The 13301-nt window shown below is 70.7% G+C and carries 12 protein-coding genes; 8 read left to right on the forward strand and 4 right to left on the reverse strand.

Annotated elements, in window-relative coordinates; all coding sequences use genetic code 11:
- Positions 1 to 9: 9 nt before the first annotated feature.
- Together ACFV6V_RS14680 and ACFV6V_RS14685 are read left to right on the forward strand one after the other, a co-directional pair.
- Positions 10 to 399 (forward strand): YidH family protein, encoded by a 390-nt coding sequence (locus ACFV6V_RS14680; RefSeq protein WP_385564107.1) that lies wholly within the window; start codon positions 10 to 12, stop codon positions 397 to 399.
- Positions 396 to 713 (forward strand): DUF202 domain-containing protein, encoded by a 318-nt coding sequence (locus ACFV6V_RS14685; RefSeq protein WP_385564110.1) that lies wholly within the window; start codon positions 396 to 398, stop codon positions 711 to 713. The genes ACFV6V_RS14680 and ACFV6V_RS14685 overlap by 4 nt, the downstream gene beginning before the upstream one ends.
- 69 nt (positions 714 to 782) lie before the next feature.
- On the opposite strand, the gene ACFV6V_RS14690 is transcribed toward ACFV6V_RS14685, so the two are convergent.
- Positions 783 to 1718 (reverse strand): NADP-dependent oxidoreductase, encoded by a 936-nt coding sequence (locus ACFV6V_RS14690; protein ID WP_385564113.1) that lies wholly within the window; start codon positions 1716 to 1718, stop codon positions 783 to 785.
- Positions 1719 to 1914: 196 nt separating this feature from the next.
- Between ACFV6V_RS14690 and ACFV6V_RS14695 the strand changes: the two genes are divergently transcribed.
- The 3 genes from ACFV6V_RS14695 to ACFV6V_RS14705 all read left to right on the forward strand — a co-directional run bounded on the left by ACFV6V_RS14695 (position 1915) and on the right by ACFV6V_RS14705 (position 5192).
- Positions 1915 to 2826, forward strand: coding sequence for an MBL fold metallo-hydrolase (locus ACFV6V_RS14695; RefSeq protein WP_385564116.1), 912 nt, complete (start codon positions 1915 to 1917; stop codon positions 2824 to 2826).
- A gap of 102 nt (positions 2827 to 2928) precedes the next feature.
- On the forward strand, positions 2929 to 3951 hold the full coding sequence (locus tag ACFV6V_RS14700; protein ID WP_385564119.1) for a phosphotransferase family protein: 1023 nt from the start codon (positions 2929 to 2931) through the stop codon (positions 3949 to 3951).
- 8 nt (positions 3952 to 3959) lie between these two features.
- Complete coding sequence (locus tag ACFV6V_RS14705; protein ID WP_385564122.1) at positions 3960 to 5192, forward strand: acyl-CoA dehydrogenase family protein; 1233 nt, start codon at positions 3960 to 3962, stop codon at positions 5190 to 5192.
- An 89-nt stretch (positions 5193 to 5281) separates the two neighbouring features.
- On the opposite strand, the gene ACFV6V_RS14710 is transcribed toward ACFV6V_RS14705, so the two are convergent.
- Positions 5282 to 5875 (reverse strand): TetR/AcrR family transcriptional regulator, encoded by a 594-nt coding sequence (locus tag ACFV6V_RS14710; RefSeq protein ID WP_385564125.1) that lies wholly within the window; start codon positions 5873 to 5875, stop codon positions 5282 to 5284.
- 145 nt (positions 5876 to 6020) lie between these two features.
- A complete protein-coding gene (locus ACFV6V_RS14715) occupies positions 6021 to 6788 on the reverse strand; it encodes an SDR family oxidoreductase (RefSeq protein ID WP_385564128.1) in 768 nt (255 codons plus the stop codon).
- Positions 6789 to 7048: 260 nt separating this feature from the next.
- Here ACFV6V_RS14715 and ACFV6V_RS14720 point away from each other — a divergent pair, with 260 nt between their 5' ends.
- Positions 7049 to 8254: an alpha/beta hydrolase gene (locus ACFV6V_RS14720; protein WP_385564264.1), complete on the forward strand. Its 1206-nt coding sequence runs from the start codon at positions 7049 to 7051 to the stop codon at positions 8252 to 8254.
- 49 nt (positions 8255 to 8303) lie between these two features.
- Here ACFV6V_RS14720 and ACFV6V_RS14725 read toward each other — a convergent pair whose 3' ends face one another.
- A complete protein-coding gene (locus ACFV6V_RS14725) occupies positions 8304 to 11129 on the reverse strand; it encodes a penicillin acylase family protein (RefSeq protein WP_385564131.1) in 2826 nt (941 codons plus the stop codon).
- A 245-nt stretch (positions 11130 to 11374) separates the two neighbouring features.
- Here ACFV6V_RS14725 and ACFV6V_RS14730 point away from each other — a divergent pair, with 245 nt between their 5' ends.
- Both ACFV6V_RS14730 and ACFV6V_RS14735 read left to right on the forward strand, forming a co-directional pair.
- Entirely contained in the window at positions 11375 to 11986 is a 612-nt protein-coding gene (locus ACFV6V_RS14730) for a hypothetical protein (protein WP_385564134.1), read from the forward strand.
- 150 nt (positions 11987 to 12136) lie between these two features.
- A complete protein-coding gene (locus tag ACFV6V_RS14735) occupies positions 12137 to 13204 on the forward strand; it encodes an RNA ligase (ATP) (RefSeq protein ID WP_385564136.1) in 1068 nt (355 codons plus the stop codon).
- Positions 13205 to 13301: the final 97 nt, after the last annotated feature.

The following is a 13301-nucleotide window of genomic DNA, read 5'->3' on the forward strand; positions in this document are numbered from 1 at the left end:
GTGCGGCGCGTGAGCGAATTCGTACGGAATCTGCGGCTGTGGGTGTCGCCAGGGCGGATCCGGGAAGAGGGCGAGACTCCCGACTACCGCTTCTCGCTCGCCAATGAGCGCACGTTCCTCGCCTGGATCCGTACGGCGCTCGCCCTCATCGCGGGCGGCTTCGCCGTCGATCAGTTCCTGCCGGAGCTGCGCTGGGGTGTGCGCGTGGGTCTGTCTTTCGCGCTGATCGGGGCCGGCGTGCTGTGCGCGCTGCGCGGGGTCAACCACTGGGTGCGGTGTGAGCGGGCGATGCGGCGGGGCGCGGATCTGCCGGTGTCGCGCTTCCCCACGGTGCTGGCGCTCGTCGTGGGCGCGGTGTCGGTCACGATGATGGTGGTCGTCGCCTGGGGACCGCGGTGAGCGGGGCGGCACGCGACCCGGGGTTGCAGCCGGAGCGCACGCGGCTGGCGTGGCGGCGCACGACGCTGGCGTTCACGGTCGCAGCGGTGCTGGCGGCGCGGCAGGTCGTCCACCATGAGGAGATCCGGGGCGGCGATCTGGTGGCACTCGGGCTGAGCGCGCTGGTGTGGCTGGGGTTCCTGACAGTGGCTCACCGGCGCATCGGGGCGATGGCCACGGCGCGCCCGCCGGGTGCGATGCCACCGGCCCAGGCCCTCGGCGCCGCCGCCTGCACACTCGCGCTGGCGGCGTTCGCCGTGGCGATCGTATGGTGATCCGCCCTGCTCCGTGCCGCCCTGCTCCGTGCCGGGCCGGTGCGCCGGGGCCGTGCGTCGCTGGGCGCGTCAGCTCTCCCAGTCGACGGTGACGACGATCTTCCCGCGGGTGTGCCCGCTCTGGCTGAGCCGGTGGGCTTCGGCCGTCTCCTCCAGGGGGAGGCTGCGGGCCACGTGCACGGAGATGACCTCCTCCTCGGCGAGCTCGCTGAGCCGGTAGAGGTCCGCGGTGTTGGGGCGCACGAACGCGTAGTGCCCGCCCAGGGTGGTGACGGCCGGATCCGCGATGGAGGCGATCCGGCCGCCTTGGGCCAGAAGTTCGGCGGAAGCACTCAGCGCCTCGCCGCCGATGGTGTCGAAGACGGCCTGCACTCCGTCGGGCGCGAGGGCCCGTACCCGGTCCACGAGTCCTTCGCCGTAGGTCACCGGCTCCCCGCCGAGCTCACGCACATACGCGTGGGACGACTCGCTCGCGGTGCCGATCACCCGGGCGCCGAAGTGGTGGGCGAGTTGTACCGCCATCGAGCCGACCCCGCCGGCCGCGGCGTGCACGAGGAGGGTGTCACCGGTGCCCACACCGAGGTCATGGGTGAGGACCTGGTAGGCGGTGAGCCCGGCGAGAGGCAGGCCGGCCGCCTCCTCGAAGCTGAGGTTGCGGGGCTTGCGGGCGAGGGTGCGGACCGGGGCGGCCACGTATTCGGCGAAGGTGCCCCGGGAGAGGAAGTCCTCGCGGACATAGCCCATGACCTCGTCGCCGACAGAGAACTCGGGGGCGGACACCCCTGGCTGCACCACGACCCCGGAGACGTCCCAGCCGGGAATCACCGGGAAGACGGTGTCGATGAGCCCGTCCAGATAGCCTTCGCGGCACTTCCAGTCGACCGGGTTGACGGCCGCCGCCCGCACCTTGACCAGGACGCTGTCGGGTCCGAGCTTGGGCTCGGGGAGCTCCCCGTACTCCAGGACTTCGGGACCGCCGTAGCGGCTGTAGCTGATCGCCTTCATGGGTCCGACACTCGGGCTCGCGAGGGCCTTGTGCAAGCAGAAGCGCCGTTGGCACGGCCCAGGCGCGGGAAGCCTCCACCGGCCGGAGCACTGGACGGGCGCCGATCGGCCGGGAAGGCTGCTCCCGTCAGCCGGTCGCAACCGACGCCGACCGGCTGCGACCGACCTCAGCCGACGCCTCTCCCGGGGAGCCGCAGTGCCCGCGACCGATCCGTACACCGTTCCGCTCGCGCCGTCCGTGTACGCCTACGTCCAGCCCGACGGCGGCTGGTGCCTCAACAACGCCGGGTTCGTCAGCGACGGGGATGCCACCCTCCTCGTCGACACGACCGCCACCGAGCACCGCGCCCAGCTGCTGCGGGAGGCGCTGCTCGCGACCGGCGCCCCGGCGCCGCGACTGCTCGTCAACACGCACCATCACGGGGACCACACCTACGGGAACGCCGTCTTCCGCCCGGAGGCGACGGTCGTCGGCCACGAGGCCTGCCGCAGTGAGGTCGTCGCCGCCGGGCACCAGCTCCACCTCATCTGGCCCGGCACCGATTTCGGCGACATCGCGATCACCGCGCCGGAGGTCACGTACAGCGAGCGCCTGACCCTGTACGCGGCGGGCACCGAGGTACGGCTGATCCACCCCGGTGTGGCGCACACCGTCGGCGACACGATCGTGCACCTGCCGGAGCACGGCGTGGTCTTCACGGGGGACCTGATCTTCAACGGGGGTACGCCGTTCATCCCGATGGGCTCGCTCACCGGCTCGCTGAAGGCGCTGGAGCTGTTGCGTTCGCTGGACGCCACGGTCGTCGTCCCCGGGCACGGTCCGGTCACCGACCCCGGTGCCTACGACGCGACCGAGCGCTATCTGCGCTTCGTCGCGGAGATCGCCGAGGTCGCGCACGCCAAGGGGCTGACGCCGCTGGAGGCGGCCAAGGGGGCTGACCTCGGTGAATTCGGGGACCTGCGCGAGAGCGAGCGGCTGGTGGCGAACCTGCACCGTGCCTACGCGGAGCTCGACGGCCTGCCCGGTGGTTCGCCGCTCGATCCGGTCGCCGTCTTCGGGGACATGGCGGTGATGAACGGCGGGGTGCCGGTGGCCTGCCACGCCTGACGGCAGGGCCCTCCGCGGGTCCCGGCCGGACGGACCCTGGACGACATACCGACCGGTCGGTCATGATGGGGAGACGACCCGCAGCCCCACCGGAGGTGCCCCATGAGCTCAGTCCCCCCGCCAGGCTTCGACCCCGAGCGGCTGCGCGGCCATCTCGACCACGTGCTGCCCGGCCTGGTGAGCGGACCGCTCAGTGCCCGGCTGATCCAGGGCGGCCGGTCCAACCTCACGTATGCCGTGACCGACGGTTCGAACCGCTGGGTGGTCCGCAGGCCTCCCCTGGGACACGTCCTGGCCACCGCCCATGACATGGGCCGCGAGCACCGGGTCATCAGCGCGCTGCACCCCACGGCGGTACCGGTGCCGCGGCCCGTGCTGCTGTGCGAGGACGATGCGGTCATGGGGGCGCCGTTCTACGTCATGGAGTTCGTCGACGGCACCCCGTACCGCACTGCCGAAGAGCTCGCTCCGCTCGGCCCGGAGCGCACCCGGGGCGCCGTGCTCGGCCTGGTCGACACGCTGGTCGAGCTGCACGCCGTGGAACCCGCGGCGGTGGGGCTCGGCGACTTCGGGCGCCCCGACGGCTTCCTCGACCGTCAGCTGCGCCGCTGGGGCAAGCAGCTCGACGCCTCCCGCAACCGGGAGCTGGCGGGCATCGACGAGCTGCACGTCGCCCTCGGCCGCTCGCTTCCGGCGTCGCCACGGGCCACCGTCATCCACGGCGACTACCGCCTCGACAACGTACTGATCGGCGAGGACGACCGGATCAGGGCGATCCTCGACTGGGAGATGTCCACACTCGGCGATCCCCTCACCGACCTCGGGCTGCTGGTGATGTACAGCCAGAAGCTGGAGCTGCCCGGCTCCCCCATCAGCACGACGGCCGGGGCCGCTGGCCATCCGGACCCCGCCGAGCTGGTCGGGCGCTATGCCGCCCGCTCCGGCCGGGACACCTCCGCGATCGCCTGGTACACGGCCTTCGCATGGTTCAAGCTCGCCGTGATCCTGGAGGGCATCCACTACCGCTACACCCTGGGCCAGACCGTCGGCGCGGGCTTCGACCGTATCGGCGAACTCGTGCCCGTCTTCATCGAGCACGGCCTCACCACCCTTCAGGAAGGCTGATCAACCCCATGGACTTCGCGTTCGACGCACGCACCGAGGAACTGCGGGCCAGGCTGCTCGCCTTCATGGACGAACACGTGTACCCGGCAGAGGCGGTCGCGCACGAGCAGCTCGTCCGGTCGGCCTCCCCCTGGGACACCCCCGCAGTCATCGAGGACCTCAAGGCGGAGGCCCGCAGGCAGGGGCTGTGGAACCTGTTCCTCCCGGATTCGGAGTACGGGGCCGGGCTCACCAACCTCCAGTACGCACCACTCGCCGAGATCACCGGCCGCTCCCCGCACCTCGGGCCCACCGCGCTGAACTGCGCCGCCCCGGACACCGGGAACATGGAGGTGCTCGCGCTCTTCGGCTCCGACGAGCAGAGGAAGCAGTGGCTGGAACCGCTGCTGGCCGGTGAGATCCGCTCGGCGTTCGCGATGACCGAGCCCGCAGTGGCCTCGTCGGACGCCACCAACATCGAGACGCGGATCGAGCGGGCCGCGCAGGGCACGGACGGCACCGACGAGTACGTCATCAACGGCCGCAAGTGGTACATCTCCGGTGCGATGAACCCGAACTGCAAGGTCTTCATCGTCATGGGCAAGACCGACCCCGGGAATCCCGACATCCGGCGCCAGCAGTCGATGATCCTGGTCCCGCGCGACACCCCCGGGCTCGAGGTCCGGCGCGCGATGACGGTGTACGGCTATGAGGACCATCTGCACGGCGGCCACGCTGAGGTCGTCTTCGACAACGTGCGCGTACCGGCGTCCAACCTGATCAGCGAGGAGGGCAGCGGCTTCGCGATCGCCCAGGCACGCCTCGGGCCGGGCCGTATCCACCACTGCATGCGGCTGATCGGCATGGCCGAGCGGGCCATCGAGCTGATGTGCCGCAGGGCGGTGTCCCGTACCGCGTTCGGCAAGGCGATCGCCCAGCAGGGTGTCGTCCAGTCCTGGATCGCGGACGCGCGGGTCACGGTCGAGCAGCTGCGGCTGCTGGTGCTCAAGACCGCCTGGCTGATGGACACCGCGGGCAACAAGGGAGCGCACACCGAGATCCAGGCCATCAAGATCGCCACTCCGCGCGCCGTGGTGGACATCCTCGACCGGGCGGTCCAGGTGCACGGTGCGGGCGGCGTCAGCCAGGACTTCCCGCTGGCCGAGCTGTGGGCCGGGGCGCGGACGCTGATGCTGGCGGACGGTCCGGACGAGGTGCACCAACGGTCGCTGGCGCGGCAGGAGCTGAAGAAGTACCTGTAGCGCCTGAGGGCCGCCCCGGTCCTGTCCTGGACCTAGGCCCGTGTTTGAGAACTCCCGCCTGGCTCGCGACGCCAGTTCTCAAACGCGGCCTAGGGACGCAGGGCCCGCAGTAGCAGGTCGGCGAGGTGGTCGGCGACCTGCTGCGGGCTGAGCGGCCCGTCGGGCCGGTACCAGGTGGACAGGTGGTGGACTGAGCCGAAGTGGTAGTCCACGACCAGATCGGCCGGGGTCGCGCCGGAGAACACCCCGCTGCGCTGGCCTTCCTCGATCAGCGCCCGGAAACGCTCGTGGTAGTGCCGGCGCTCGGCACGGACCTGCTTGTTCTTCTCCGGGCTGAGGTGGTGCATGGAGCGGAAGAAGATCGAGGCGTCGTCGAGGTTCTCAATGGTGGTCACGACGACATCGGCGGCCGCGGCGCGCAGGCGCTGCTCGACCGGTGCGTCGGCCTCGGCGAAGGCGTCCAGACGCTCCTGCTGGAGACGCAGCACTCGGGCGTAGACCTCCTGGAGGAGGTCCTCCTTGGAGCCGAAGTAGTGGTAGAGGGCGCCCTTGGTGACACCGGCCGTCTCCACGATCTCCTGGACGGAGGTGCGGTCGTAGCCCTGTTCGGCGAAGAGCCGGGTGGCCGTGGCCAGCAGCCTCTGGGGGACGGGAGTGCCGTTCCCGTCCGTTGTCCTGGCCATTGCCGCCACCCGCCCTTCCGTAACGTCTTCCGTGCCGGCATCCGGTGCCGTTCGTGTTCGGGAACGCGACTCCCGTCCGGAGATCTTCCCACTAGTCGCGATCGGGAGCTTCTCGCAGTCGGGTGTCGCCTCCCGTGCGCTCCGCTCACGCACCACCCATGCCTTCCCACTTCTGCTGGATGTGGTTCATGCTGTCCAGCCAGCGATCGGTGTCGGTGGCCCTGGCCTGGTAGTACCCGGCGACCTCGGCGTGCGGCAGGATCAGGAAGCGGTCGGCCCCGATGCCGTCCATGAGGGCGTCGGCGACGTCCTCGGGCTCGATGGCGCCGGGCGCGAGGACGAGCTGACCGGCCGTTCCCGCCTGGGTGAGCATGTCCGTGCGCACCCCCTGGGGGCAGATGGCGTGGACCTTGAGCCCGCGGTGACGGTAGGTCAGCGACAGCCATTCGGCGAATGCGAGTGCGCCGTGTTTGGTGACGCTGTACGGGGCGGCGCCGACCATGCTCAGCAGCCCGGCGGCGGAGACGGTGGAGACGAAGCGGCCGCTGCCTCGCTCCAGCCAGTCGGGCAGCAGGGTGCCCACGGCGCGCACATGCGCCATGACGTTGACGTCCCAGGCGGCGGCCCAGGCGTCCTCGTCGGCGAGAGACCCGCCTGCGGCCGAGAGTCCGGCGTTGGCGCAGTAGATGTCGACGGTGCCGCCGAGCGCCTCACGGGCCTGCTCCACGATGGCGGAGGCATCGCCGGGGACGGCGATGGCGCCCGTCTCCTCGGCGACGGCCGCGGTCCTGTCGGAGTCGAGGTCGTTGACGACGACCCGTGCGCCCTCCGCGGCGAACCTGCGGGCGAGTGCGGCTCCGATGCCGCCGCCCGCTCCCGTGACCACCACGTTCGCACCCTGCACCTTGCTCATGGGACCTGCCTTCGGTAGCGGCTCGACTGGGACGGCTCGGCGGTGTGGCCGCCTCAGCAACAGACTAACCAGTCGGTATGTCCTACGAAAGGCCTGGGGAGCAGCTGCGGGAAGGGTTCTGCTGGCGTGTGTGCGCCAACGCTCTGGTCGTCCACCCCTCCTCGCGGGATGCTTTCCACACAGCCGTTTCGCGGCGTACGTCGCCCCTGGTGCGAATCCTGGGGACGTGCGCGGGGAGAAGGGACACGCTCGTGACCGAGATGGGTGCCGAGCCGTATCGGGAGCTCACGTTCGACGCGCAGGGGGATGTGCACCGCGCCCAGCGCGACGCGCTGGCGGCGCTGAAGGTCACGGATCTGGTGATATTCGCGCACGGGTGGAACAACTCCCCTTCCGTGGCCCGGGGCTTCTACACGCGCTTCTTCGAGCCGTTCCCCCGGTTCGTGGCGAGCGGGGCCACCGTCGGCTACGTGGGCGTCGTCTGGCCCTCGATGATGTTCACCGATGAGCCGATCCCGGACTTCGACACCCTTGCCGGGGTCTTCCCAGGTCAGGATCGTGTGCTCGCACGGTTGTCAGCGCTGCTCGCGGACGAGCCCGAGGAGCGGGCGGCCTTCGAGGAGTTCGGGGCGCTGGTGCGGGAGCTGGTCGACACCGATCCGGCCGAGGGCTGTGCCGGCGATCTGACCGATCCGGACGGGGAGGACGCGCCCGCCTTCCTCGATGAGGACCCGGTCGAGGTGTGCCGGGTGTTCACCGAGGCCCTGGATGGGGCAGAGCCGTCCCTGGCCCTCGGTTCCGGACTCAGGAGACTGTGGAAGGGCGGGCGTGAGGTGCTGCGCCAGGCCACGTACTACACGATGAAGCGGCGGGCGGGGACGGTGGGCGAGCGGGGTCTCGGGCCCGTGATCGGTCATCTGGCCCGCTCATCGCCCCGGACCCGGATCCATCTCGTCGGGCACAGCATGGGAGCCCGGCTGGTGGCCTTCGCGCTGCGCGGGCTGCCGGACGGGATCCGGACGGTGAAGTCGGTGACGCTGCTCCAAGGTGCCTTCTCGCACTACGCGTTCGCACCGTCGCTCCCCCATGCGCGCGGCAGCGGCGGGGCGCTGCGCGCCATGGAGACACGGGTGGACGGCCCAGTGGTCGGGTGTTACTCACGCCATGACACCGCGCTCGGAGTGCTTTACCCCCTGGCGTCACGGATGGCGAGGGACTCCTCGACCATCGTCGGTCTGGACAAACGCTGGTGGGCAGTGGGCCACGACGGCATACAGGCGGTCACCGGCGCGCGGCGACTGACCCTGGAGGCTGCGTTACGGGAAGGGCTTCCCGCCTCTGGCTGCGTCAGCGTGGACACGGGGACGGTGGTGTGCAGCGGCGGGCCGCCGTCCGGGGCGCACAGCGACATCCTCCATCCGGAGCTGGCACGGGTGGTGCTGCGCGCGGGCCGGATCGGGCGCTGAGGGCGGCGCCGGGAGCACCCGATCCGGGTCCCGCGTGGTCGATCTCCTGTCAGCGGTGCGAGGGGAATTCGACGACCTGCTGGTAGGTCGGGCGGTTCTGCCAGTTGATCGCCGGATGGGTGATCCCGCCGAGGGCACGATGCATCACGGCGTCGGAGCACCACTGGTCACCGGCCTGGCAGCTCGTGTCCCCCGGGTAGACCTCGGTGGCGGGCTTCGCCACCGCCTGCCTCAGCGTGGTGAGCAGCGCCTCGCGGCAGGCGGCGAGTTGGCCTCCGCCGCAATAGGTCGCGGCGAGCGGACCGGCGACCGGGTCGCCGAGGACCTGCCTCAGGTCCTTGTCCACGAAGCCCCACCAGCCGGATTGGAAGGCCGAGCCGCTGTGCCCGCCCGTAGGGCCGTGGGACGCCGCGGGCGACTCGTCGATGGGCAGGTTCGCTGCCAGGGCCTGGTAGAGAGCGTCGCCGAGTCCGGGCCTGAACTCGGCGCCGACCAGCAGCGGCCACCAGGCGTCCATGATCCGTACGGCGTCGGCGTGCCCGTAGACATGCGAGCCGGAGGTGGTCTCCTTGCGCTGTGCTCCAGCGGCCCGCCATGACTCCAGCTGCTGGACGGCCGTGCTGAGCTGGGGATCGGTGACGGGTGAGCTCCTTACGACCCGCAGCAGCTCGGGCAGCAGCTGCTCGCCGCGCAGATCGGTGACACCGGCCTCGGCCATGGCCCGGGTGAGCGAGGCACGGGTCACCCCGCCGCTCCGGACCAGCTGGGCGACACGGTCGTCGAGCAGGTCGCCGCGGTGAACGGCGCCCATCCCGAAGCCCGCGGTGTTGTAGTCCTTGGCCTGCCGGTTGTTCCAGGAGATGTAGAAGTCCTGGCCGGTGGAACGGGGGTGTTCGGTGAAGGGGGTGTACTCGGCCGCGTTGGCGACCGGGTCGAAGCCGCGCCACTCATAGGCCGGTTCGGCCTTCACCGGCAGGGCCGGGTCGACGCCGGGGGCACGCACCGGGTTCATGCCGCTGTTGTAGTAGGCGGCGGTGCGCGAGTCCGCGTAGAACCAGTTGAAGGCGTAGTCGATCTGGTGTGCGGCCTGCTGGAAGGAGGCGGCGTCGGTCACGAACGAGGGGTCGTTGAGCATCTGGAAGCCGATGATCGAATCGGCTTCATGGCCATAGGTGCTGCGGAGCGAGGTATAGGCCACGGGCTTGCTGCCGATCGTGGCGCGGTGGGTGACTGTGCCGTACCTGGTGCGCCACACCTGGAGCCGGTAGGAACCCACCGCGGTCCCGTCGGCGACGGTGGGCTTCCAGGCGTTGCGTCGTTCCAGCTTCTCCATCGGGGTGCAACTGCCCCGGTAGAGGTAGTGGTCGGCGTCCAGGCCGGGTGTGCCGCCGCCGGGCACGCACAATTCGACGGCGTAGGTGTCGGTGATGTCCTGGCCGGCGGAGGTGGCGGACCAGGCGTAGTCCTGGCCGCGCCCCATCTGGACGTACATCCCGACGCCCGCGAAGGAGACACCGCGGGCGGAGATCCCCGGCCCCTGGATCTCCTGCAGCATCAGCAGCTGCGGAGCGAAGTAACCGGTCTGCGGGCCGAAGACGGCGACGGGGTGGCCGCTCGCGGTGTGGGCTCCGGAGACAAGCAGGGCGTTGGACATACCGCGCTTGGGGTTGAGCGCCCCGGGCGCCAGCACGCCCTGGTCGAAGATCCCCTGGGCGGGCGCCAGAGCTCCCGGGTTGCGCACCGGAGTCTTGGCGTTGGTACCGGCCGAGCCGGTGCGGTCGTAGACCAGCGGTTCGGCACGCACCGAGCCAGGGTCGGGCAGGGCGGTGCCGCGCGGGTTCTCGGGCCGTTGCGCGTAGGGGAAGGAGGCTCCGTCGTGGACGGTGAGGACGGCTTCCGGGTCGTTGCGCTGGCGGAAGGACTCCCAGACCCGGGTTCCCTCGGCCACGCCGTACTTCTGCTGGGCGGCGAGCAGCGCGAGCGCTGCCTGGACCTCGCCGCCGCCCCCGCCGCCGAACTGCCCGCCGACGACGGAGGCGATGGAGATCAGATCGGTCAGGCTGAAGGGCGCGATCTCACCGGCGTTGGTGATCGCGTCGATATGACCGGTGAGGACGTATTCGCCGGGGAAGTAGCGACCGTTCTTGGACTGCGTGCGATAGGCGTTGATGCCGTCGACATAGGCCTGTGCGTCGGCCATCGCCTGTGCGCCCCGGGGCCCTTCGCCGGTGCGGATACGGTCGATCTGGGCCTGGAAGTCGGCCTCGGTGTAGGGGGCTCCCGGCCAGAACTGCTGCTCAAGACCCTGGTTGGCCAGCGCACCCCCGGCAAAGGGAGTGAGGTTGCCGCGGCCGATGTGCCGGAAGAGGTCCATCATCCAGAGCCGGTCCTGGGCGGCGGCGTATCCGGCGCCGAACTCCGTGCCGTACCGGGTGGTGCCCTTGATGTGCGGGACACCGGTCTTCTTGTCCCGGGTGATGGTGACGTCCGAGCGCGGGGTGGCCACCGACTCGACCTGGTTCGACGCGACGCCAAAGGAGGCGTCGTTGAAGAATTCGGTCAGCTTGGCATCGGTGAGCCCGCCGTACCCGCCGGCCAGTGCGTCATAGCGGCCGAGCTGGTCGGAGCTGTGGCCGGGGCGGGTGCCCAACAGCCGGTGGAGCAGGATGTCGGTGAGGGTGGCGTTTCCGTTCTGTCCTGGTGGCAGGATGTCGGCGCACTGGCTCTGCCCCTGTGCGAGGCAGTGGTCCACGACGGGGGCGGGGTCCTCGGCGGCGGTGGCCTGGGGCAGCGGCACCAGGAGGGCCGTGCCGAGTACGAGGGCTGCACAGGCGGTTCTCAGTCGTCCGGTGGGGTGTCCGGTGAAGCGTCGCATGGGTGCTCCTCGGTGAAGCCGGTGCGGCGCAGGCTACTGGCCATATGACCCGTCGGTAAGATGAGTGACCGTCACTTTTTCTGCTTGCGTCCGCGCTGTCTCGCGCCGCCTGTCGGGACCATCCGGCTGAATTCAGCCCCGCATCCCGGGACGGATGTTCGAGGGAGCCGGATTGGGTAGTCGTACGTCCATTCCTCAACGCGGAAGTACGAGCCATGAAGTACGAGCGACGGAGGTGGCGTGCGATGGCCGGTTTCCGGAGTCTTGCCAGACAGGTCCGCGACCCGCGAGGTGATCTGGCGCTGCGGCGCTATTCCCTGCGCAAGTGCCTGGAGCGGTTCGCTCCTTATGGACACCGGGCGACCTGGAATCATCTGTGCAGCAGGCACGGTATCGAGCCCGAGGACCGGGCTCCCGATCCGGCGCGGCTGGTGGCCGCGCTCAACGAACTGGAGCAGGCGCGGGCCGTATGGCTCGCCTACGAGGAACGGTTCGCCGAGCGCCGCAAACGCGAGAAGCACGACGGGCTGCGGCGGCCCGGGTCGATCGACGACTGGCACCGGCGCACCTGGGGCGGCAACGGGATCGCGCGGTGCGACGACCCGGAGGTGCACCCCACGGACCCGCTGGACGTGGTGCTGCGCCGGCTGATCAAGGCGCTGGGGTCGCGCCCGAGTGCGGTGTGCCCGGTGTGTGCGGACCGGCGCATCGTCTGGCGGCAGGATCTCGAACACGACCCGGGCTTCGGTCCGGTGTGCGCGGGCTGCGGGGTCGTGGTGCCCCAGCCCGTGCTGACGAACGAGGCGCTCAGGAGCGCCAAGCGGACGTGCGGCAGGGCACTGGCGTCGGTGGCCTGACTCCCGCACGGCGGGCGCGGGGCACCGGCGGTGCGAAGCCGGTCCCCTGCGCCGCGGTGCGACCGTAGCAGAGCGAAATTCGGTGGCTCACCGCAATTCCCCACGGCGACAGTGGCGTTGTTATGCGAACCACGTCCAGGGAGCCGTGACATGTCGACGCTGCGCGTCACCGCCGAAGTGCTGACCATCCATGAGCATCCGAACGCCGATGCCCTTGAACTGGCCCAGGTGGGCCTGTACCGGGCCGTCGTCGCCAAGGGCGCCTACCGCAGCGGCGACATCGCCGTCTACATCCCGGAGCAGGCCGTGCTGCCTGCCGGGCTGATCGAGGAGCTGGGGCTGACCGGACGACTGGCGGGGCGGGCCTCCGACCGGGTCAAGGCGGTGCGGCTGCGGGGCGAGCTGTCACAGGGGATCGTGTGCCGACCCAAGGCGCTCACGGAGACCGACCTGGAGCGCGCGGCCACCGAGGGCACCGACTTCGCCGGGCTGCTCGGCATCACCAAGTGGTCGCCGCCGATCCCGCCCACGATGAGTGGCGAGGTCGAGTCGGCTCCCGAGCTGCTGCCCTGGGTCGACATCGAGAATCTCCAGCGCTATCCGGACATCTTCGCTCCGGATGAGCCCGTGGTGCTCACGGAGAAGCTGCACGGCACGGCCTGCCTGGTGACCTATGTCGCCTCGACGGGGAGGCTGCTGGTGTCGTCGAAGGGCTTCGGGTCGAAGGGTCTCGCCCTGAGGGAGGACCCGCGCAACCTGTACTGGCGCGCCGTGCGGGGCCACGGCGTGGCGGAGGTCGCTGCACGGCTGGCCGAGCGGTTCGGCGCGGAGCGGGTGGGCATCTTCGGCGAGGTGTACGGCGCCGGAGTGCAGGACCTCGTGTACGGCGCGGACGCCCGTTCGGCCGCGCTCGGCTTCGCGGCGTTCGACGTGTGCGCCGAGATCGGCGGGCGGGTCGAGTGGCTTGACGCGGCGGAGCTGCTCGACGGTGAACTGCCCCTGGTTCCGAGGCTGCACGAGGGCCCGTTCGCGCTGGACAAGGTGCTGGAGCTCGCGAGCGGTCGCGAGACCGTCTCCGGCCGGGAGCTGCATCTGCGCGAGGGAGTGGTGATCCGTCCGGCCGCCGAGCGCTACAGCCCGGTGACGGGCGGCCGGGCGATAGCCAAGGCCGTCAGCCCGGCGTATCTGACCCGCAAGGGCGGCACCGAGTACGAGTGACCGGTCCGGCGCGGGGTGGGCCGACACGGGGGTGCGGGCCGCCCCGCGCCGCCGTTCTCCCGGCCGGGGCATCCGTTGACAGACGACCGGCGGCCCA

The sequence above is a fragment of the Streptomyces sp. NPDC059828 genome (genome assembly GCF_042731955.1).
GTDB lineage: Bacteria > Actinomycetota > Actinomycetes > Streptomycetales > Streptomycetaceae > Streptomyces.

Coding starts and splice junctions, on each gene's coding strand:
- ACFV6V_RS14690 (WP_385564113.1), bottom strand. CDS start 1,718: ATGAAGGCGATCAGCTACAGCCGCTACGGCGGTCCCGAAGTCCTGGAG.
- ACFV6V_RS14700 (WP_385564119.1), top strand. CDS start 2,929: ATGAGCTCAGTCCCCCCGCCAGGCTTCGACCCCGAGCGGCTGCGCGGC.
- ACFV6V_RS14705 (WP_385564122.1), top strand. CDS start 3,960: ATGGACTTCGCGTTCGACGCACGCACCGAGGAACTGCGGGCCAGGCTG.
- ACFV6V_RS14710 (WP_385564125.1), bottom strand. CDS start 5,875: ATGGCCAGGACAACGGACGGGAACGGCACTCCCGTCCCCCAGAGGCTG.
- ACFV6V_RS14715 (WP_385564128.1), bottom strand. CDS start 6,788: ATGAGCAAGGTGCAGGGTGCGAACGTGGTGGTCACGGGAGCGGGCGGC.
- ACFV6V_RS14720 (WP_385564264.1), top strand. CDS start 7,049: ATGGGTGCCGAGCCGTATCGGGAGCTCACGTTCGACGCGCAGGGGGAT.
- ACFV6V_RS14725 (WP_385564131.1), bottom strand. CDS start 11,129: ATGCGACGCTTCACCGGACACCCCACCGGACGACTGAGAACCGCCTGT.
- ACFV6V_RS14730 (WP_385564134.1), top strand. CDS start 11,375: ATGGCCGGTTTCCGGAGTCTTGCCAGACAGGTCCGCGACCCGCGAGGT.
- ACFV6V_RS14735 (WP_385564136.1), top strand. CDS start 12,137: ATGTCGACGCTGCGCGTCACCGCCGAAGTGCTGACCATCCATGAGCAT.